Here is a 21,378-nt window from a genome sequence, read left to right as displayed (position 1 = left end):
ATGATCAAAACTTTTTCAAAAAAGCGATATCCGCTCTTGCAAACTCCGGATTCATCTCTTCTCTGAGGAGATACATATCCGGTTTGTTTTGTCTCAGCCATTGAATGATGGTATCGTAAGCAATTATGCCTTCTCCCAATCTGGCAGGAACGTATGCACGGTTATCATCCAGTGTGAAATCTTTAATATGCATCACATCTATGTATCCGCCAATTTTATCCAGCCACTGGCTCCAATATTTCTCCTGATCCGTATTTTCCGGAAATTCCAGGAGATTAGAAGCATCAAAAATCAGACGCAGATGCTCACTGTCCTGTACCTGGTCAATCACATCCAACACTGCTTCCACATTTTCCAACGGATGCCAGTATACCGGTTCTACTGCCAGTTTTACATCCAGCTTTTGCGCTTCTTCCATAACGCGTTTTATGCTGTCCATCATGAATGGGTACCAGATTTTCTTTTGTTCTTTGCTCAGGTGAGGATAAGCCGTTTCTGTACCTACCACCTTTGCTCCTACTTCTTTACTGTAAGCAAGGCACATTTTTAAGTTCTGCACCCCGTTGGCGCGAATCTCCTCATCCGGGTTTCCAAGATCCATATAACAGCCAAATACCGGAATCTCAATCTGATGCTCCTCAAATGCTTTGCGGATTCTCTCCAGATGCTTCAGGCTTATATCACTGTATTGTTCAATTCCTTTAAAAGCCTTTGGCAGCGCCAGCTGGGCTGCCTGATAGCCCTCTTTGTGCAGTACTTCTGCCAGTTCTTCGATCTCCATTTTCCCATAGTCATGGGCACGAACTCCAATTTTCATAGTCTCCTCCACTCAAAAGCGTATTTGCAGCATGATCTGCTGTGTCATTCTATTAAACTACCACAACTGAATTTTCTTGTCAAAAGTTTTCTACGCTTTTTTTCCTGCTGCTTTCTTTTTATTCCGGTACCAGTTCCCAGCGATCCAGAAAATAACCACCAGAATCAGGCTTGACAAACTATTTATTACAATAACTCCGATGGATGAATTTTTTGTTCCCTGCATTGCCAGGACATAGGCATTGCTCAAGGTGTTGGTAACTATATTTCCCGGTATGCCAAGTAATGTCAGAAATGCCAGACTATGCCAGATATTGAAATGGAAAAGCCGAATCGCCAGATCAGTCACCCAGACAATTACCAGCCACACACAGGTGATCGGAACACCCAGTCTCCACAGCCAGGCTCCTGTATATTCGACGCTAAAATCCTTTAGTGTATATTGAATAATCATCAGTAACGGTATAATGAGTACGGTAATACATAACAGCGTCTTCTCTGGTTTATATTTTTTCGATTTAACTAATACATACCCGCAGGCCAATGCAAATACTACGCTTCCTGCTACAATCAGCGACCAGGTAAATGTTCCGTCGATGGCTAAATTTACGATCATACACACGATAATGCCAATGAAGCCAAGGCCTGCCAGCCCCCCTGTGATATACCTGAGTTGTGTCCATCCCAGATACTTCTTAAAGTTCTTAACCTCGGGAGCAGTCTCTACCTGTATTTCTTCACGCATCTCAAGATAGATTTCTTTGCACTTTGTACATCCTTCCAGATGTTCTTCGATACTCTCATTCGTTGCCATGCCAGTCATATGTTCTATATAATTAGGCAGCAAATCCCTTACAATTTCACAATCTAATTTTTGTCCCATTCTTTTCTTCCTTTCACTAATTTCTGTTTTCCTCTGTAAAAAGTTACTCTTGCCCATGTTTCTGATTTCCCAAGTATGTCTCCTATCTCTGCAAAACTCAGTTCCCCGGTAAGCCTTAAATATATCACTTCTTTGGTCTGTTCATCAAAATGATGCAGCTGTTTAAAAAGCTCTACTTTTTCAATATTCAGCAAATAATCATTTTCAATGTTTTCATATGACGGTATCTCTTCTGTCAGTTCATTAACAGATACCTGCTGTTTTTGCCGCCTTCCCAGTTCCCGGTACCAAAGCCTTTTTGCAATCTGGCACAGCCAGACCGATACTTTACAGTCACCCCGAAACTTTTCAATTCCTCTTGTAGCCTGATAGAAAGTTTCCTGGGTCAACTCCTCAGAAATGTCAGCATTATGGGTCAGGCAGAACAAATATTTATAAACTGCTTTCACATTATTTTCATATATCTGCTCCATATTCTGCTTATCCATCTCATCCACCAAGACCGCCCATTCAAACAGTTTGAAAGTACTGGGCAGAATCGCTTCCTTTCGTAAAATTATCTTTCAAACTTAACCCATGAATAGCTCAAGCAGGCTTGTGCTATTCCCAACTCATCAGTGTGAAAGCGATTTTTCTTTCACACTTTCACCTCCTGTCTATAAGTTACACAAATACACGATTCGTTACAGTAATTTCAAAAATATTTTTATTCAATAAAAATACCGCTATTCCCTTAACCGGGAACAACGGTATTTACATTTTCCATAGTCATAAATCCAGTTTCTGCAGTTTACAGACACCGATCCCGCAGCCGTATCATTTCTCCAGCAAAATCATTTCTCAATCAATTTTATTGAAAATTACCGTCTTTTCTTTTAAAGAAATTTTACCTGCCTGATATCCATATTCCGTTAGTTCTTTTTTATAATTCAAAAAAGAGTGATCTATCTCAATTCCTGCAATGTTTTTAATTTCTTCAAACGTCAGCTTTAATGATGGACTGTCAGTTTCTTTAACGTATTCCCAAAGAGGATTATATTTACTCATCGTACATTTCTCCTATAAATATTCCTGTTTATCTGTAGATCATATTTTACCACACACATACATTAAAGTCATTCTTTTTTTGCTTTTTGTTATATATCTACCCGACTTAATCGTCATATCTCTCATTTATCAGCTCATACTTATCTTCCAGATAATCTTCTATACTGTCTTTGTAATCTTCCAATTTATCTAACTTTCTCTCAAGAGACTTCATCTGGCTATAGGAAAGTTTCCCCGGGCGTTTGACACATCCATCAATCCAAAAGTACTTCAAAGCCTTATTGTAGGCTTAATTTTTTGTCAACTTTTTTGTTTTACTATCTAGTAATATTTAGTGATTTGCGCTATACTGGTATAGAGGTGATTATTATGAGAGTTACAACATCTAAATCAAAAAATTCAGAATCCTTTTACATTACCAAATCCTATACCAATGACCAAGGAAAAAGTACTTCGAAGACCATTCGAAAATTGGGCACTCTGGCAGAACTTTCAAAACGTCTTGGTACCGACCGGGACGGTGTAATGGCATGGGCTAATGAACAGGCACGTCTCGAAACACTGAAATATAAAAGTGAAACCGAAGATGCTGTTATTCTGATCCCTTTCCATTCCAATCGGCTCATGGATTATAACAGAAAAAAACTTTTTACCGGTGGCTATCTTTTCCTCCAGTCTGTTTACTATGGGCTTAAGATGGATTCTATCTGCCGTAAAATCAAAAGCCGCCATAAGTTTGAGTATGATTTAAATGCCATTCTCTCTGATTTGATTTATACCAGAATCCTGGATCCTTCCAGTAAAAGTTCTTCTTTCCGGGCTGCAAAGCACTTCCTTGAAACACCGACTTATGAACTCCATGACATATATCGTGCACTTTCCATTCTGGCAAAAGAAATGGATTTTATTCAGGGGGAAGTATACAAGAACAGTTTTTTCCTGGGAAACAGAAATGACAGAATCCTTTATTATGACTGTTCAAACTACTATTTCGAAATTGAGCAGGAAGATGGGGATAAAAAATACGGGAAAAGCAAGGAACACAGACCAAACCCGATTATCCAGATGGGTCTCTTTACGGATGGTGACGGATTACCGCTGGCTTTTTCTCTGTTTCCAGGTAACCAGAATGAGCAGAAATCACTAAAACCTCTGGAGTCTAAAATCCTACAGCAGTTCGGATGTGAAAAGTTTATTTACTGCAGTGATGCAGGTCTCGCTTCGGAAGATAACAGAGTGTTTAACAGTTTGGGGCAGCGCTCCTTTATTGTTACACAATCCATCAAAAAACTTCCAGCGGAGGAGCGCAAATGGGCGTTGAACCGGAGTGGTTTTAAACACTTATCCGATGACACGCCTGTCGACTTCTCCCTGCTGGCAGATGCTGATCAACAAAGCCTCTTTTATAAAGATGAACCCTATACAACCAAAAAGCTCCATCAGAGACTGATCATAACTTACTCTCCAAAGTATGCGGCCTATCAGAAAGCAGTTCGCGCAGAACAGGTTGCAAGAGCAGAAAAAATGGTTGCCAATGGCTCTTTAAAACGGCAGCGTAAAAATCCAAATGATCCGGCAAGATTTGTAAACAAGCTGGCCGTAACCACGGAAGGGGAAAAAGCAAAAGTACACTATTTTCTAGATTTGGATAAGATTGCAGAAGAAGAAAAATATGATGGTCTCTATGCCATCTGTACCGACCTGCTGGATGATGACGTGGCAGATATCCTGAACGTCAGTGAAGGCAGATGGCAGATTGAGGACTGCTTCAGAACCATGAAAACAGATTTTGAGGCAAGACCGGTTTACCTTGCACGTGATGACCGCATAAAGGCTCATTTTCTCACATGCTTCCTTGCATTATTACATTTCAGGCTGCTGAAACGCTCCTTAAAAAGTACCTATACCACAGAGCAGCTGCTTCAAGTGTTAAGGAGTATCAATTTTGCTGATATAGAAGAACAAGGCTTTATGCCTGTATATGAACGGCAGGAAATAACAGACAATCTGCACAAGGTCTGCGGTTTCCGAACAGACTATCAATTTATAACGAAGCGTAAGATGAAAGAAATTCAGAAAAAAAGTAAAAACAGATAGAACATTACTATATTTCATGTATGGGGCATAAAGTGCCACAAACCCATTATTTTCAAGGGGTTGTGGCACCTATAAATCCCTACATGTGTCAAAGATGGGATTTTACCACACACATACATTAAAGTCATTCTTTTTTTGCTTTTTGTTATATATCTACCCGACTTAATCGTCATATCTCTCATTTATCAGCTCATACTTATCTTCCAGATAATCTTCTATACTGTCTTTGTAATCTTCCAATTTATCTAACTTTCTCTCAAGAGACTTCATCTGGCTATAGGAAAGTTTCCCCTCATGATAAGCATCTTCTATCTGGTCATCTAAACGGTCTGCCTTTCGGGCAATGGCATCCAGTTCCCGTTCAAAATTCAAATATTGCTGTCTCGCTGTTAACGCATCCGCTTCAACGTTTGTTTTCTTAATATTATTGAACACTTTTTTATACTGTTTGCGGTAACCATCAATCTTATCTTCCTGTTTTTTTACAGAAACTCCTTTTGTCTTATTCTGTACCGTAATCTGGAAATCTGCTTTTAACTTTGTATTCTTAATTTTGACTGAAATGACTGCATCTCCAGTTTTCATAGCTTTTACTTTCGTATCATCATCTCTTTTTTCCAGCACTTTAACTACTTTGGGATCACTGCTGGTCCATATAATGTTACGGTCTCTTACTTTTGCTTTCCCCGGGAGAATTTCGCTGTCCAGATCCATGGTCTTACCTACCCGCATAACATTATTGCCACCTTCAATCATAATCTGCTGCGGTTTCGGTGCCGCTAATGCTGTTGCTCCCATCATCAGAAATGTACATCCCATTAAAATCACTGTTTTTGCCATCTTTTTCTTCAACATAATTATTTACCTCCATTATCAATCGTCATTATCTGGTTCATCGTCATCGTCTAAATAATCGGATCGTTCATCCAGGTCCTCGTCATCCCAGTTTTCGTCATCGCGGTTCAGGTTTTCTGCATCGTTATCTAATTCGTCTGCGTCATCATTCAAATCCTCCAAATCCTGATCGAAATCATCTGCATCATCATTTAAGTCGTCCGGATCATTATATAAATCATCCTCATCGTCCCTATCATCTATGTCATCCTCATCGTCTGAATCATTATCCCGGTAACCCCCATCTCTCTGATCGGATCCTCTCTTCTGCATTTTCTGCTTATTCCCGGTGCTTCTTGAATCACTACTCTCTTCAATGATATCTTCCACATTTTCTAAAATAGATTCATCGGATTCATATCCTGCCATATCTGAAATATCGATGCTCCTAATCCTGATCAGCTGGGCAATCTCCTGCATGGTCATTTTTGCCAGCTGTTCCATTTTCAGTTCCGGATCTTTTTTGATCAGCTTTAATAAAAATGCCGCCTTACCCTGGGAAATCTCATATTGCTGCGCAAGACCAGATATTTCCTCACTGCTTGTAATCTCCTGGTTATAGATGACCCCTTTGATATTTTTTTTATCCAGTACCTGCCTGATGTCTCCTACAATAGACTGACAGATTTCATCTGCTTTCTTTGTGTCTTTGTTTTCCACGGATACCAGAATAGAATTATTCACCTCTGTTATATAGCCTTTTCTCACCATAGAGCCAATTAACGCATTCACAGCTGTGTTTAACTCCACATTCTTAAGATTCATATCTGCTATTATAATTTCACCATCTTTATTGAGAGCCTTTACCTCCTTAACCAGATTCTTACGGTTTGTCTGAATCTCAACACTTGGATTGACATCAATATCAATTGTAGAATCAATCTGATTGTTCCAAAAAATACGGATACCCAATATAAGAATCAGACAGGCTGCTAACGCTGCTGCGCCTCTAAAAGCCAAATGAATTTTATGCCAGGATTTTGGTTCATCCAGCAGCCATTCTTCTTTTTGCAGCTTCTCATCTTCAGATGCTGCCACTTTGTTAAAAACGTCAGGAGTAATGTCTTCTACTGCTTGTTTCAATCCTTGCTCGATCTTTTGCATATCTAAGACATCCTCCCTTCTATGTAATTTCGTAGTTTCTTCATTCCGCGGTTATATTTAGACAGTACTGTAGAAAGGGGGAGTTTCAGTAAGGCTGCAATTTCCCGGTGTTTCATCCCGGTATTGGCATGCAGAATAATAATCTGCCGCTCTTCATCCCCTAAAATGGAAAACGCTGCTTCCAGTAACAATTTATTTTCCTTATCTTCTACTGCTGAAAAGTCCAGCATATTCTCAAGCTCTTCATAAGGTGATGTCTGAGTATTTTTATCTTTTCGAATCTTCATATAAGAGAGATTTCTTGCAATGGTAAATATCCAGGCAAGGGGCTTTCCCTGAGGCTTATACAAATGCGCTCCTGTTTTGATCTTGATATATGTCTCCTGCAATATATCCTCTGCATCATACTGATTCTTCAATATCGATAAAATAAATCCATAGACTGCCTTGTAAGTTTGGTAATACATCGTCTCTAACGCCTGCATATCTCCCTCTGCAATCTGAATAAATAACTCTTCTTTCACAATCTGACCCAGCCGTTGATTTTCATTTTGCTCTTCCGGAATTAAACAAAATAGAATCATTCGTAATTCACCTGTATAAGATTGTCTCTTTCCCTTTCTATTTAGTTAATGCCTGTGGTAGCTGTTTTATTGCATGGTAAATAAAAAAATTTGCAGAAATTTATTTATAGGTTTATATTAACATATCAAAGGGATGGGAACAATTGACATTAATAGATTTTGGTATTTTGTTGGAAACTTACACAAAGTAAAACAGTTACCGGCATACATTTGTCTGCATACCGATAACTGTTAATTTTTCTTACCTGTTTCTAACTGTAATGACTGAACAGTGACTGTCTATTCTTTTATCTTATTTTTAACTTTTTATAACTGCTGTAATGTCCGTTTATTTTTTTATCCTTCACACGCGTATAAGCACGAACACGAACATAATAATTTTTCTTACTCTTCAGATTCTTGATTGTAAGGCTTACCTTATCCTTTCCTACAGTCTTTCTCTTGGCGCCTTTAAACTTCGAGTTTGTAGAATATTGAACCTCATATCCTGAAATACCCTTTTTCTTTGCCCACACTACCTTAAACTGTCCTCGCTTGGAGCTTTTTACCGACTTAATAGATACTTTTCCTACCTTTTTTCCGTTTGATTGGTATCCACGCATTTCTGCCAGTATTTTCTCAGCAGCTTTTCTTGCCTCCTCTGCCTCTTTTGCTTTCTTTTCAGCTTCCGCCTGGGCTTTCTTTGCCTGACGCTCCGCATTATTTGCAGCTTCCTGGGACAATAACGCCTGATTCCTTGCTAATTCAGCCTGTTTTCTGGCCTCCTCTGCTTTCTTCTGTGCTTCTTCTGCCTGCTTTCTAGCTTCTTCTGCTTTCTTTAAGGCTTCCTGCAGTTCTTCATTATCAGGTATATCCACATTCTTTACAAGATGATCGATTGCATCGAGCAAATCATTTGTTACCATATCTATTTCTGGTTGATCCTCACTGGTAAGATCCGTCCTATTTAGCAAAGCATCTGCCTTATCCGCAAGCTGTCTGACCTTATCTGCTGTTGCCTTGGTATATTCATCCAGATTTTCCGGAACCTTATTTCTGGCCTCTTTTAGTTTCCCTGTCTCAGCTTTCTTTATCGTATATCTCCTGGTAACAACATTACTATACAATTGTCCGTCATGAATGGCAACAAACTTCAAAACCGTATTCTGAGTCAATTCTATCGTATCACCTTCAAAGTAATATTTGCCATGCTCTGGATCTTTTGGATCACTGCCGTCTGTAGTATAGAAGATTTTATCCCCTTTATCAGCCGGATTCAATGTTAATGAAACCTTACCTTCATAGATGCCTTCTTTTTTATCTGCATCAGGATCTTCTGTAGCAGAAGCGGTGACTTTAATATCATCTACGTAATACTTAACATTAATACCATCAAATCCAATCCCCCCGGAGGTCATGCTGCTGTCTTCAACATGGAATGCCTCTTTGTCATCAACATACATCTTAATATCTCCCGGTTTGGTTATTACTTTTACTTTATACCACTGACCTGTGTGATTCTCATTTTGTTCAATAATACCCAGCTCTGCCGCAGAAGCTTTTCCCAGAGTTGCATCTCCTCCAGATCTCCGGTATGCCTCAAACCCTCCTGTACGGTTAAATTTAAGTGCATAACGATTGCCGCTGTTCTCACCGTCCACATAGATACTCACTGCAAAATTATCCCAGGGCTTGTCTCCTTCCAGTCCGCCGGACCAACTGTCTACCCACACTTTACATTCCATTGTATAATTTGCCCACATTTTAGTTGGCGGATAATACAATGTATTATCCTGCGACTGTGCATATAATACATGGTTATTTTCATTTTGCGGATCTTTATCACGTTTCTTACTAACTGCACCTTTTCCCCTGACCTTCCAGTCTGGTAATACATCATCCTGTAGTTCTGGTAACTTTGTATTATTTATTTGTTCAGATGACAATTTCTCATTCGGTTGTTCCGATATCGCCTCTTCACTTTGTTGTTCCGATGTCAGTCCTTCATCTTGCTGTTCTGATATGGGTTCATCACTTTGTTGTTCTGATGTCAGTCCTTCATCCTGCTTTTCTGATATGGGTTCGTCACTTTGTTGTTCTGATGTCAGTCCTACATCCTGTTGTTCTGATATGGGTTCGTCACTTTGTTGTTCTGATGTCAGTCCTTCATCCTGTTGTTCTGATATCGGCTTGACACTTTGTTGTTCTGATGTCAGTCCTTCATCCTGCTTTTCTGATATGGGTTCGTCACTTTGTTTTTCTGATGTCAGTCCTTCATCCTGTTGTTCTGATATGGACTCTTCACTCTGTTCTTCTGATGTCATTACCTGATCGTTGTAATCCGCTGTTACTTCCTGGTTCCGGTATTCCGCTAACGTCTCTTTTTTATTTGCATCAGCCTTTATCTCAGTTTCTTTTTCTCCGGCATCTGAATCATCCGCAAATACTTCACCCGCATCATCCGCTTCGAAATCCTCCTGATACATCACACTGTCCGGTTCTGCAGGAGGTTTCGGCATAGGCAGATCTTCTGCTGGCGGCGCTTGTTTTCCCCCGTGAATATAGATCTGGTCAATATAGATTTTTCCCCCCTGACCATTCCAGTCGCCCATTGCAATGTAATTAAATGATTCTGCTGGCAATAACGCTACCTGGACACCATCAATAGAAAGTTTTACCTCCGTATCTGAAGAATAATCAAATTGAAACTCATGCCATCCAAATGTACGGTGTACGTTAGTTTTTACAGTATCCTTTCCATTTTTATATAGGTAATAATCCTTGGAAACATCACCGTCTGCTCCCAATGCAATCTGAGAAGCTTCCTCACCCCGATCCACACGCACAAATGTATGCGGCAGGATATTCGTCGGACTTGATCCTTCATTTCTGTCTGAAGTGGCATAATCCAATCGTTTATCAAAATATTTTAATGTAACAATCTTATTCAGGTCATTTTCAAATTTACGGCTGACTACAACACCGCCGCTCTGGTCCCCATCTATGCACAAAGCCTTTCTTCCATGATAAGGACCCTCTGCCATATAAGCCTTGGACAAGTATGCCTTTCCTTTTTCCGTTGTCCACTTTCTATAATTCAGACTGTTTCCTGTCTCAAAATCATCCGAAAAATACACATCCTCCGGTATGGATATATCCGGCTCTTCATATTTCCCGAACGGATATTCTTCAGTCAGCCCTATCTCGTCATATTCCATCCTTGAATCATCGAACCGGTCATACCAATAGTCATTTTTGTAGTTATTATTACAGTTATCAACATAAAGTCTGTCATTGTTTGCTTCTTCAAAACGAAGTGTGCAGCTCTGTTGATTTGTCCCTTTTATATTCCACAAATGTGTACCTGAACCGCCCATAGCCAGATCCATGCCGTGTACCGTGTTTTTATCGTGCATAGAAGGTGTTGCGCCTACAGAATCAATCAAAATCTGATTGAAAATATTGGCCTTCTCCATTCCATAGGGTTCTCCCGTTTCCGGATTAACAATCTTAAGGGGATCGGAAATGCCATTATAACGTTTTGCCAATTCATTTCCTCTTAACAGCATGCAGATATATACCGCACTGTCTTCCCCACTATCCTGCTCGCAATGATGGATATAGAAATTTTCAAATGTATTTCCTACCGTATACATCTCCTTCATTTCATCGTATTTTCCATCCCGGTCCAGGCTCATGTTTCTGCGTATTCCACCGGATACCATCATAGCGCGTCTCGGAGCATTATAAATTTCAATGTGGGAGAATTCACTCTGTCCGGTACTCATAACTGTAATGCCGGTTCCATGACCTACGTTTTTTCCCACATCATGGATACATAAGTTCGTAAAAAGGTGATGATTGTTGTATCTTCCGATACCTGGATATCCCCCATCTGTGGTAATTCCACCATATCCTATATTGGAAATCTCACAATTCTTTACTGTATTAAAAGTATTATCTCTCCACAACGCAATTCCGAATAACCCGATATTGGTTATCTTACAATTTTCTACAGTCAGATGATTGGAATTGATCATAGTAATGGCGCCGACTTTAAATTCTGTACGGTCAGTCTGCTCACAATAAGAGGTATTTGTACTCCCCTCTGCCTCTGGCGGGATCGTTCCGCCCAGATTACCGGCAGCGTCATAGGAATTCCAACCTGAGCTGATCCATTCTGTAAAATCAGTACATTCTAGGCTTAGTCCATTCAGCCTGACATTACTTACCTGTCTAGTGAAATCTGGTTCCTTAGCGTAGTCTTTTATCTCAGCCTTGTCGCTTCCCTGAAAACGAAAAATTTCCTTTGTTCTGGGCACAACCACATTTTGCCGGCTTAAATCTTCTTCCCCCTCTTTTGGATAATAATACAAAACTCCGGTGGATTTATTATAGTGATATTCTCCAGGTATGTCCATAAAAGCCAGATTCCCCTGCAGATAATACCTTGCATTGCTTTGAACAGAATATTTGGTACGGTTAATCTCCGGCTTCCCATCTACAGTCCATGCTCTGATATTCCTCTGTTGTGGATCAATACTGCCCAGTGATAACGTAGAAGTAAACCAATCCCAATCTCCACCGTCCCAGACATACAACTGAGCTATCTCTTTCTCTCCACGCTGTTGTGCGTGAACCATTCCGTCAATGGATTTCTGATCCACATCTCCTTCTCGGTAAACAATATCCTGTGCACCGCCTCCGGCTGAAAGCAGGTATTCTCCCTGCTGAGAAGTAAATCTCGCTTCCTCCTGATGATTCCTGGTACGAGCCATGACAGCCTTTTCATCGTTGACATAAAGAGTGTTAAAATTATAGATTTCAGGATCCAGCTGCACTTTATATACTTTTCCAATGAGCGATTCGTCCAGATCATACTCTTTATCTTCTTCCGTTGTTTCCACCCAGCCTTGTGTGATTTTGTCGCCGCCAATCACACGCGCCTGACCGATTCCATCCGAGCTCTGATAAACCACCTCATATCCATTGCTGCCGGAATCCCTTTCATCCATTAATATTGGTTCACTTATATAATATTCTCCCGCACCTACATTCACAAGGATGTCTCCAACCATATCCTTATTGATTTTTCGTACCTCATTTTGCGCCCTGCTAATTGTTCCAAAAGGCCGTTCTTTTGTTCCCGGATTACTATCCTTTCCATCCGGTGTTACATAAAATTCCTTTTGTACAGTTTGTTCCTGATCCGCTGCATATACCTCCAGCGGAGAAATTCCGGACAGTACCGCAGCAGACGCTACTACCAGTGACAGTGTTGCTGCCACTAGTTTTTTAATTTCTCTCTGCATTTTAAATCCTCCTTTTTGATATTGATATTATTGAATCTTACGGGAATAAACCTGAGATTTAAACAATAAAAAATCACACTTTCTCCAAATTATATGTTTTGATTCTTCAAAAAGTAATAAAGAAGGATTTCATAAAATTCATAACATCTAATCGTGTTATACCGAAAGACTTTGCAAATAAGAAAGAACCCGGGCCGTAATTGCCCGGGTTCTTTCTTATTTATAAACACTGCATTTCTAGAGCGTGATATCTGAATCAGGTGTGCGTCTGTGAATCGACAGCGCTGTGGGGCTGCAACTTGACTCGCAGGAGGTACTAGCTATTTTCCCTGACCGTAATAAGCACCCTCGCCGTGTTTGCGGTAATAATGTTTATCCTGCAGTTCCTGTGGAGCCGGCTCTACCTGTCCGTTGATGCGTTCACAACGGGCTGCCATTTTTGCCACTTCCTCTAAAACCACAGCATTATGTACTGCTTCATGTCCGTCTTTACCCCAGGTAAATGGTCCATGGTTTTTACATAATACTGCCGGCATAGCCTTATAATCATTTTCCTTAAAATAATCAGTAATCAGAAGTCCTGTATTTTTTTCATAAGCCTCTTCAATCTCGTCTTTGTTCAGGCATCTTAAGCATGGAACTTCTCCATAGAAATAATCAGCATGTGTTGTACCATAGCATGGGATACTTCTTCCGGACTGTGCCCAGCTGGTTGCCCAGGAAGAATGGGTGTGCACAATTCCGCCTATTTCCGGAAATGCTTTATATAATTCTACATGAGTGGGCGTATCGGATGAAGGATTGTATTTTCCTTCTACCTTATTGCCCTCAAGATCCATTACTACCATGTCTTCCGGTTTTAATTCATCATAGGGAACACCGCTTGGCTTAATTACAAATAATCCTTTTTCTCTGTCTATTCCGCTTACATTACCCCAGGTAAAAGTAACCAGCCCGTATTTTGGCAGATCCATATTTGCAAGGTAAATCTCTTTTTTTAATTCTGCTAACATTTTAATTCTCCTTACGTGCTTCTGCTTTAATGGTTTTCAGGCGCTTCATAACATCATTTGCACCGCGTCCGAAGTAATCGTGTAAAATCTTAAACTCTGCGTAAAGTTTCTTATATGCCTCAACATTTTCCGGAATCGGCTTATATGTCTTCTCTTCTACTTTACCCATAACCTTTGCTGCGTCAAAAATGGAATCATATCCGCCGTTTTTGGAACCTGCCGCTACCGCACCGAACATTGCTGCGCCAAGTGCCGGAGACTGATCCGATGCCCCGATAAAGATTTCTTTTCCGGTTACGTCTGCATAGATCTGCATCATCATCGGGTTTTTCTTGGAAATACCGCCGCATGCATACAGTTCATCTACCGGAACTCCGGATTCTTCAAAAGTTGTAATAATCATATTTTTGCCATAAGCCGTTGCTTCGATTAATGCACGGTACATTTCTTCCGGTTTCGTTGTCAGGGTCATTCCCATCATTAAACCGGTCAGATCGACATCAACAAGGCAGGAACGGTTTCCATTCCACCAGTCAAGTGCGAGGAGTCCGCTTTCACCGATTTTTAATTTGCTGGCTTTTTCAGTAAGAAGCTGATGGATTCCCATACCTTTTGCTTCAGCCTCATCATAGTAAGCCTTTGGCACACAGTTTTTCACAAACCATTCAAAATGATCGCCTACACAGGACTGACCTGCTTCATAGCCATAAAATCCTGGAAGAACACCATCTTCCACAACGCCGCACATGCCCGGTACTACTTTTTCCACTTCACTGACCATAATGTCACAGGTAGAAGTACCAATAATCATCAGCATTTTGTTTGGCTCTGTAATACCAACTGCAGGTACCGCAACATGGGCATCTACATTGCCGACTGCAACTGCAGTTCCGGCTTTTAAACCAATCCTGGATGCCATATCTTCGGTTAATTCCCCTGCTTTTGCTCCCTGCGGATAAATATCTGTACTGAGTTTTTCTTCCACCAGATTTTCAATTCTTGGATCCAGTGCTTTATAAAATTCCTTATCCGGATATCCTTTTTGTTTATGCCACAGTGCCTTATATCCAGCAGTACAGCTGTTTCTTGCTTCTTTTCCCGTTAACTGCATGGTTACCCAGTCAGCTGCCTCCATAATTCTGGCTGCCTTATCATAAATATACGGTGCTTCATCCAGAATCTGCATAACCTTCGGTACTAACCATTCAGAAGAAATCTTACCGCCATACCTTGCAAGGAAATCTTCGCCCCTCTCCTCTGCAATCCGGTTCAATTTATTAGCCTGCCCCTGAGCAGCATGGTGTTTCCATAACTTCAGCCATGCATGAGGTTCTTTTTTCAGATCTTCATGGAAACAAAGAGGTGTTCCCTTTTCGTCAACCGGCAGAATGGTGCATGCCGTAAAGTCAATGGACATACCGATCACATCAGCCGGATTTATCTGCGATTCCTTTAAAACAGCCGGTATGGTGATTTCCAGCACTTCCAGATAATCAGCCGGATGCTGTAACGCCCAGTCCGGACCCAGTTTTGTTCCGTCCGGAAGAAATTCATCCATAACACCATGGGTATATTCTTTTACTGCCTGTGCCAGAATTTCCCCATTAGTGACGTCAACCAATACCGCTCGTCCTGATTGTGTTCCATAATCCACACCAATCGAATATTTTTTCTCCATTATCCACATTTCTCCTTTATTTTTATAAATTTTGTACACATCGCATATTTCTATCTGTAGTAAACCTCTCCTAAACGTAAATCACTTCTAAATGAACGGATATTCGTATCCTTATCAATATAAACTGCTTCAATGCCCATCGCTGCTGCCCAGTCACCCATCTGCTCTGCTGTCAGGTCATAAGAAAATGCGGTATGATGTGCTCCTCCTGCATAAATCCATGCTTCAGCTCCTGTTGCAAGATTTGGTTCCGGTGTCCAGAATGCAGTTGCTACCGGTAATTTAGGCATCGGTTTTTCCACTTTCTTACAGTTCACATTGTTGATAATCAGACGGAAACGGTTCCCCAGATCAACCAGTGAAGTAGCTACTCCTGCTCCTTCTTTGGATGTAAATACAAGACGTGCCGGATCTTCTCTGTCACCCATTGACAACGGATTTACTTTAATGCCAATCGGGCCTTCTGCGATCGTCGGGCAAACTTCCAGCATATGAGCCTGTAAAATTCCTTCTTTGCCCGGTACCAGGTTATAAGTATAATCCTCTAAGAAAGAAGTACCCTTTGCATCTTTCACGCCGTCAGCCATAATCTTCATCAGACGTACCATCGCTGCTGTTTTCCAGTCACCTTCGCCGCCGAATCCATAGCCTTTTTCCATCAGCCTCTGTATAGCAAGTCCAGGAAGCTGTTGTAAAGAACCTAGATCACCAAAATGTGTTACGATTGCCTGATAATTTTTCTCTTCCAGGAAACGCTCAAAACCAATTTCAATACCTGCCTGTACCGCCATGTGTCTGCGGAAATCCAAGGGGTCCCTGCCCTCTAAAATCATCTCATATTTATCATAATACTCTTCCACTAATACGTCAATGTCACCTGCTGTTACATTCTGGACATATTCTGCGATTTCATTTACCGGATAAGCATCAATCTCCCAGCCAAACTTAATCTGTGCTTCCACCTTATCACCTTCGGTAACCGCAACATTTCTCATATTGTCAGCCACACGGCATACACGGATATGACTGCTTTCCATAATACCCACAGCCGTTCTCATCCACTGTGCAATACGTTTCTGCACTGCTTCGTCATCCCAATATCCTACTACTACTTTTCTCTCGATCCCCATGCGGGTTACGATATGTCCGTATTCACGGTCTCCATGAGCAGACTGGTTTTCATTCATAAAATCCATATCAATGGTATCATAAGGAATTTCCTGGTTAAACTGTGTATGTAAATGAAGCAGTGGTTTTCTGTATTCCTGCAGTCCTAAAATCCAGGATTTTGCGGGGGAAAACGTATGCATCCAGGTAATCACACCTGCACACTCTTCATCCGCATTTGCTTCATTGAATGTTTTACGGATTAATTCATTTGTAATCAAAGTTGGTTTCCATACCACTTCAAAAGGAAGTAAACCAGATGCATTCAATCTCTCTACAATAATTTTAGAGTGCTCCGCTACCTTTCTCAAACATTCATCACCATATAAATCCTGTGATCCTGTGGCAAACCAAAACTTGTAATTTTTTGCTGCTTTCATTTTAATAATCCTCCTTAATAATTTATATTTTTTGTTTTGTAGATTCTCTTATAATTAACTCGGGCTTAATCAGCCGTTCCACCCTGCTTTCTTCCGGGGGAACCTTACGAATCTGCTCTAACAGCAGTTCTGCAGCCATCTCTCCTAATTTTTCCTGTGGATGGGCAATAGTCGTAAGGGGAACCAACCCATTTTCGGATATAATAGAATTATCATATCCCGTTACGGATACATCCCGGGGAACTTGTACGTTCCTTTTTCGCAGTGTCTTAATAACTTCCAGGGCAATCTGATCATTGTAAGAAACCACCGCATCCAGGGGAATCTTTTGCGTGACCATGCGTTCCACCATCAGTACCGGCTTGCTTTTCCTGTCTTCCGTATGAAACCAGATCACCATATCAGGGTCATAGGGTATTCCCGCCTCGTTCAGTGCTTTCACATAGCCCTTGTGGCGTTCTTTTCCCTGACTGTCATCTGCCTTAAATACACCTGCAATATGTACGTGTCCCGTATCCAGCAGATACTTTGTCAGTAAATACCCTCCCATACAGTCATCCATCAGTATATGAGGCTTATCTTCCATCTGAGGATACAGCCCCTGGATAAATACATACGGTATTTCATACTCATCCAGCATTCCATACAAGTTCATATGCCTGCACAGAATCTGGCTTTTACTGGGCTCAATAATCAATCCGTCAATATCCTTTGTCAGAATATCCTCCAGTACTTTTGCCTCATTTCCACGACTGTTTCCTGTATTCTTCAGTATAATGCTGTAGCCGTTTGCCGTCAGCACCTTGTCTATACCCTGGATCAACCTTGGGAATATGTAATCCGAAATATAAGTAGTAATTACCGCAATATTCCTGGACTTTTTCTGATGTCCCATACGTTCCGAGCAAAAAGTACCACGTCCATGCTGCGCTGTCACATACCCTTCATTCGTTAAAATGGAGAGTGCCTTACGCACTGTATGCCTGCTGACTTGAAAGGTTTCTGACAGTTCATTTTCTGACATTAGCTTCTCTCCGGGTTTAATCCTGCCGGATAAAATATCATTTTTCAGCTGCTCCATTAACGAAAAATATTTTGTTTTTCCATTCTCACCTGTCATAGGCACCTCCTTGTTTTTATTATACAACTTGTATGCTCATACCTACAAGTTGTTGTTTTAAATTTTTATTTAGAATAGTAACCAGAAACTGAATATCCGCATTAACAAAGCATTCACTGCTTGTATAAAATTATATCGCTGTATTCTTAAAAATGAGGATCTCCTGTACACTGTATGCATAATTAAAGCAACGTCTTAATTTTAGATAAAGCAAGAGCCGATAGTATGCGGGAAATATGATATCAATATCCTCACAAATTATCGGCTCTTATCCTTTGCATATGGCTCTTTAGTTTCATCTTTAATCAACCGGCACTTCCCACGCCTCATCGGCAAACGCCCGAAAACACATTTCCACCTGCTCCCTGTTATTTTTCTCTTCCGCAAGTTTCGGCAGATCATCCAGTCCAAAGTATCCGCTTCCGATGGTTTCTATATTTTCCTGAAAAGTACCGCCTACAGCCTCGCATAACATAAAGATCTTACAGATTCCATATGCGTACACCGGTAGATTATGCAGGTTTCTGTCCTGGACTGCAATCAGTTTCACCGCCACAACATCCAGACCTGCCTCTTCTTTTACTTCTTTTATAGTATTAGATTTTACCGACTGGTTTACATCAACCCAGCCGCCGGGCAGTGACCAGGTTCCATTCTTCTCTTTCACCAGAAGTATTTTCCCATCCTTGAATATCGCCGCCCTGGTATCCAGCTTTGGTGTCTGAAATCCGGTCTCATTACAGAATAAATCTTTTACTTTTTCCATAGATAATCCGCTTTTTTGGCTGACCATTTCGGCTGCAATTTCACGGATTCTTTCAAACCGTTCCAAGTCAAAGTGATCCTTTGAATACGTCAATCCTGCCTGTGCTATAAATTGAAGTTCCACTGCAATATCCAGCCATGTGGTATCTGAGCTGATTCTGTCATCCTTCTGTCCCATATTTCCATCCTCCGGTTACGTAAATACCTGTCATTCAAACAATTCTTTCGTTTTTTCTGCTATTCTGGTTCCAAACACTTCGAAAACTGCCTTGCTTTCTTCAAAATTCTCTTTTAATGCCACTGCCCCTAAATGTATAAAAGGCTGTCCCTGGGAGGAACCGCCGGAATATAACAGCATACCGTCTACCATGAGATGCATCAATATCGTGGAAATAGCAATATCTGCACCTCCCTGTGGATAGTCAGCAGTTGCAAATGCTGCACCGATTTTCCCTTTGAGGTAGGTATTGCTTGTTTCATCCAGCCACTTTTTGATCTGCCAGCAGGGATTTGCATGATAAGTAGGCGTCCCCACAACAACAGCCCTGCTTTCCCTGACAAACTTCATATCAACATGGTCAATATCAAATACTCCTGTTTCTACCTGTGATACTCTTCTCATGCCTTTTGCAATCATCTCCGCCATTTCCTTCGTCCTGCCCGATTTACTGTAATAAACAACCGACATTTTCATCGTATATTATCCTCCTTCATCTATTCACCTGAAACTAATCCATAAATCAGCCTAACACAACCAACGCTCCATATTTTCTGCTTCACTAACTAAACCTGATCCGACAAGATCGATCAGCTTCTTATCTATGCCCTATCTTACCAATCATGTGCTGCTATAATTCATTCTATAACGTATCCTCCTACATTGCAAATAAATATTACACAATTCTTTTTATCTGTGATGAGCTTCAAGAATCCTGTGCCTGGATGGTGAAATTTGAAGTATCCTAACATTTAAACAGGTTATCATCACTTTTTGTCATTGCAAATCTTTCATTTTTAATTATAATAAACTGTGGCAGAAAACATAACTGCCTGTAGAAGGAGAAGAAAAGGTTGAAGGAAATTTATATATGGAAAGGAAGCCACTTGGTGATTCTTTCGACCTGTTTTATTGTGGCAGTATTGCAGCCAGGCCTGCAATATGCAAGGGTATAATTATGAAAAATAAAAAGAAAAGAATCGGTATGACAATCGTTGGAGTATTTCTGGTTGGCTTCAGCATTGGACTATTTAAAATGGCTGTCTGGGGGACTGATCCCTTTACCGTATTCTGCAATGGTTTGGCAAACTTATTTCATTCCAGTTACGGTGTTATCTTTCCAATTATCAGCATCGTGTTATTTACGATTATCTGGTTTCTAAACAGGCATTTATTTGGATTTGCAACCATATTTACCATGTTTGGAATGGGCATTGTTGTTGACTTTTTCTCAAATCTGCTGCAGCAAATATTTCAAAATCCTGGAATTCCTGCACGGGGTATTTTTCTGGCAGGAGGAATTCTGATCATGTGCTTTGCTTCTTCTCTCTATTTTACCGCTGATATGGGAGTATCTACATATGACTCAATTGCCCTGACTCTTTGTGAAAAGACCAGGTTTCCTTTTAAAATATGCCGTATTACAACGGATCTGATTTGCGTTCTGATCGGATTCGCTTTCGGAGCTCCTATTGGTATCGGTACTCTGATTACCGCATTTTTTATGGGACCGCTGATACAATATTTTAACAGAAAATTTTCAGAACCTTTCCTGTACGGACACACTCTGGGGATCGCAGAACGTCTGAAGCTCCGTTAACAGGAAAAGCAGAGTAGCCGGGTGCTTTTCCACTCTTTTCTACTCTGCTTATTTTATATTCGTAATTCCTTATCTTTTTGATATAAGCTTTACTGACATGCTGGTTTCTGACATACCCGCTTCCCGCAGACTACTGCTCCTCAGTTGCTTCTTCTGCTGCCTTTCCAAGCTCTTCATCTGTCATCTGACTGTTTTCATCCCAATCCACTTCATCCATAATTGCTTTTGCCTGATCAAAATACGTTTTTCCCACCATAATATCAGTTCCATAAATGGAAGACCCTGCATAGATTCTCAGATATCCGCCTACGCCTCTGTCCTGAACCAAATATGGGATATGATTATCTTCCAGCAATCCTTCGATAAGCCCCAATTCATAATTGTTACTTGCCGTACGAAGTAAAATCAGATCACTGTCCTGTTTATTATCTGTATCTTTTTTTCCGAACATATAGATACCTCCCTTTCATTGGCTAAATGCCATTCCTAACTCCTTATTAACTGTTACAATTATTATAACATTTCTGACAATATAATACAATCAAACTTTCATTCTGCCTGGGATGTATGATTTGAAATTATTTCCTCTATACCCAACTATAAACTATTGCGATTATATTACAAAACTGTTACAATTCTATTGTACTTAGCTAATACAAATAAAGGCAAAGGAGGATAATACCCATGTGTTTTACAAACTGTGAAGACTTATTAGCCTTTAT

The 21,378-nt window shown here is 40.6% G+C and carries 18 protein-coding genes; 2 read left to right on the top strand and 16 right to left on the bottom strand.

The features are described from left to right. Window positions 1-4: 4 nt before the first annotated feature. The 5 genes from CD03_RS0126900 to CD03_RS38090 all read right to left on the bottom strand — a co-directional run bounded on the left by CD03_RS0126900 (window position 5) and on the right by CD03_RS38090 (window position 3,020). Window positions 5-817, bottom strand: a complete 813-nt coding sequence (locus CD03_RS0126900) for a sugar phosphate isomerase/epimerase family protein (RefSeq protein ID WP_027296274.1) — start codon at window positions 815-817, stop codon at window positions 5-7. 90 nt (window positions 818-907) lie between these two features. Beyond that, a complete protein-coding gene (locus CD03_RS0126895; RefSeq protein ID WP_027296273.1) occupies window positions 908-1,699 on the bottom strand; it encodes a zf-HC2 domain-containing protein in 792 nt (263 codons plus the stop codon). Then, window positions 1,684-2,187: an RNA polymerase sigma factor gene (locus CD03_RS0126890; protein ID WP_027296272.1), complete on the bottom strand. Its 504-nt coding sequence runs from the start codon at window positions 2,185-2,187 to the stop codon at window positions 1,684-1,686. The genes CD03_RS0126895 and CD03_RS0126890 overlap by 16 nt, the downstream gene beginning before the upstream one ends. A 352-nt stretch (window positions 2,188-2,539) precedes the next feature. Then, the gene (locus CD03_RS0126885) at window positions 2,540-2,746 is read right to left on the bottom strand and encodes a hypothetical protein (protein WP_027296271.1); all 207 of its coding nucleotides are present in this window, start codon (window positions 2,744-2,746) and stop codon (window positions 2,540-2,542) included. A 106-nt stretch (window positions 2,747-2,852) separates the two neighbouring features. Then, window positions 2,853-3,020 carry a hypothetical protein gene (locus tag CD03_RS38090; RefSeq protein ID WP_156043042.1) on the bottom strand — a complete coding sequence of 56 codons (168 nt, stop codon included), beginning with the start codon at window positions 3,018-3,020 and terminating at the stop codon, window positions 2,853-2,855. A 95-nt stretch (window positions 3,021-3,115) separates the two neighbouring features. Here CD03_RS38090 and CD03_RS0126875 point away from each other — a divergent pair, with 95 nt between their 5' ends. Beyond that, complete coding sequence (locus tag CD03_RS0126875) at window positions 3,116-4,843, top strand: IS1634 family transposase (RefSeq protein ID WP_027296270.1); 1,728 nt, start codon at window positions 3,116-3,118, stop codon at window positions 4,841-4,843. Between the two features lie 162 nt (window positions 4,844-5,005). On the opposite strand, the gene CD03_RS36565 is transcribed toward CD03_RS0126875, so the two are convergent. The 10 genes from CD03_RS36565 to CD03_RS0126825 form a co-directional block, all read right to left on the bottom strand. Continuing rightward, window positions 5,006-5,698: an Ig-like domain-containing protein gene (locus tag CD03_RS36565; RefSeq protein WP_052377997.1), complete on the bottom strand. Its 693-nt coding sequence runs from the start codon at window positions 5,696-5,698 to the stop codon at window positions 5,006-5,008. 18 nt (window positions 5,699-5,716) lie between these two features. After that, entirely contained in the window at window positions 5,717-6,841 is a 1,125-nt protein-coding gene (locus CD03_RS34985) for an anti-sigma-I factor RsgI family protein (RefSeq protein ID WP_052377996.1), read from the bottom strand. Between the two features lie 2 nt (window positions 6,842-6,843). After that, a complete protein-coding gene (locus CD03_RS0126860; RefSeq protein WP_027296269.1) occupies window positions 6,844-7,425 on the bottom strand; it encodes an RNA polymerase sigma factor in 582 nt (193 codons plus the stop codon). 287 nt (window positions 7,426-7,712) lie between these two features. Then, entirely contained in the window at window positions 7,713-12,716 is a 5,004-nt protein-coding gene (locus CD03_RS0126855; protein ID WP_027296268.1) for an FN3 associated domain-containing protein, read from the bottom strand. Window positions 12,717-13,036: 320 nt separating this feature from the next. Beyond that, window positions 13,037-13,729: an L-ribulose-5-phosphate 4-epimerase gene (locus CD03_RS0126850; RefSeq protein WP_027296267.1), complete on the bottom strand. Its 693-nt coding sequence runs from the start codon at window positions 13,727-13,729 to the stop codon at window positions 13,037-13,039. Between the two features lies 1 nt (window position 13,730). Then, complete coding sequence (gene araB / locus CD03_RS0126845; RefSeq protein WP_027296266.1) at window positions 13,731-15,407, bottom strand: ribulokinase; 1,677 nt, start codon at window positions 15,405-15,407, stop codon at window positions 13,731-13,733. Between the two features lie 50 nt (window positions 15,408-15,457). After that, window positions 15,458-16,954: an L-arabinose isomerase gene (gene araA / locus CD03_RS0126840; RefSeq protein ID WP_027296265.1), complete on the bottom strand. Its 1,497-nt coding sequence runs from the start codon at window positions 16,952-16,954 to the stop codon at window positions 15,458-15,460. Window positions 16,955-16,976: 22 nt separating this feature from the next. Further along, entirely contained in the window at window positions 16,977-18,074 is a 1,098-nt protein-coding gene (locus CD03_RS0126835) for a GntR family transcriptional regulator (RefSeq protein ID WP_027296264.1), read from the bottom strand. A 301-nt stretch (window positions 18,075-18,375) separates the two neighbouring features. Next, the gene (locus tag CD03_RS0126830; RefSeq protein WP_044289697.1) at window positions 18,376-19,017 is read right to left on the bottom strand and encodes an NUDIX hydrolase N-terminal domain-containing protein; all 642 of its coding nucleotides are present in this window, start codon (window positions 19,015-19,017) and stop codon (window positions 18,376-18,378) included. Between the two features lie 30 nt (window positions 19,018-19,047). Beyond that, window positions 19,048-19,533, bottom strand: a complete 486-nt coding sequence (locus tag CD03_RS0126825) for a flavodoxin family protein (protein ID WP_027296262.1) — start codon at window positions 19,531-19,533, stop codon at window positions 19,048-19,050. Between the two features lie 481 nt (window positions 19,534-20,014). Here CD03_RS0126825 and CD03_RS0126820 point away from each other — a divergent pair, with 481 nt between their 5' ends. Next, the gene (locus CD03_RS0126820; protein WP_156043041.1) at window positions 20,015-20,656 is read left to right on the top strand and encodes a YczE/YyaS/YitT family protein; all 642 of its coding nucleotides are present in this window, start codon (window positions 20,015-20,017) and stop codon (window positions 20,654-20,656) included. Window positions 20,657-20,786: 130 nt separating this feature from the next. Here the strand turns inward: CD03_RS0126820 and CD03_RS34980 are convergent, their stop codons facing one another. After that, window positions 20,787-21,107: a putative signal transducing protein gene (locus tag CD03_RS34980; protein ID WP_063837261.1), complete on the bottom strand. Its 321-nt coding sequence runs from the start codon at window positions 21,105-21,107 to the stop codon at window positions 20,787-20,789. Window positions 21,108-21,378: the final 271 nt, after the last annotated feature.

Origin of the sequence: Robinsoniella sp. KNHs210 (assembly GCF_000686105.1) — a bacterium.
Lineage (GTDB): Bacteria > Bacillota > Clostridia > Lachnospirales > Lachnospiraceae > Robinsoniella > Robinsoniella peoriensis.
This window is presented reverse-complemented; position numbering and strand designations above follow the sequence as displayed.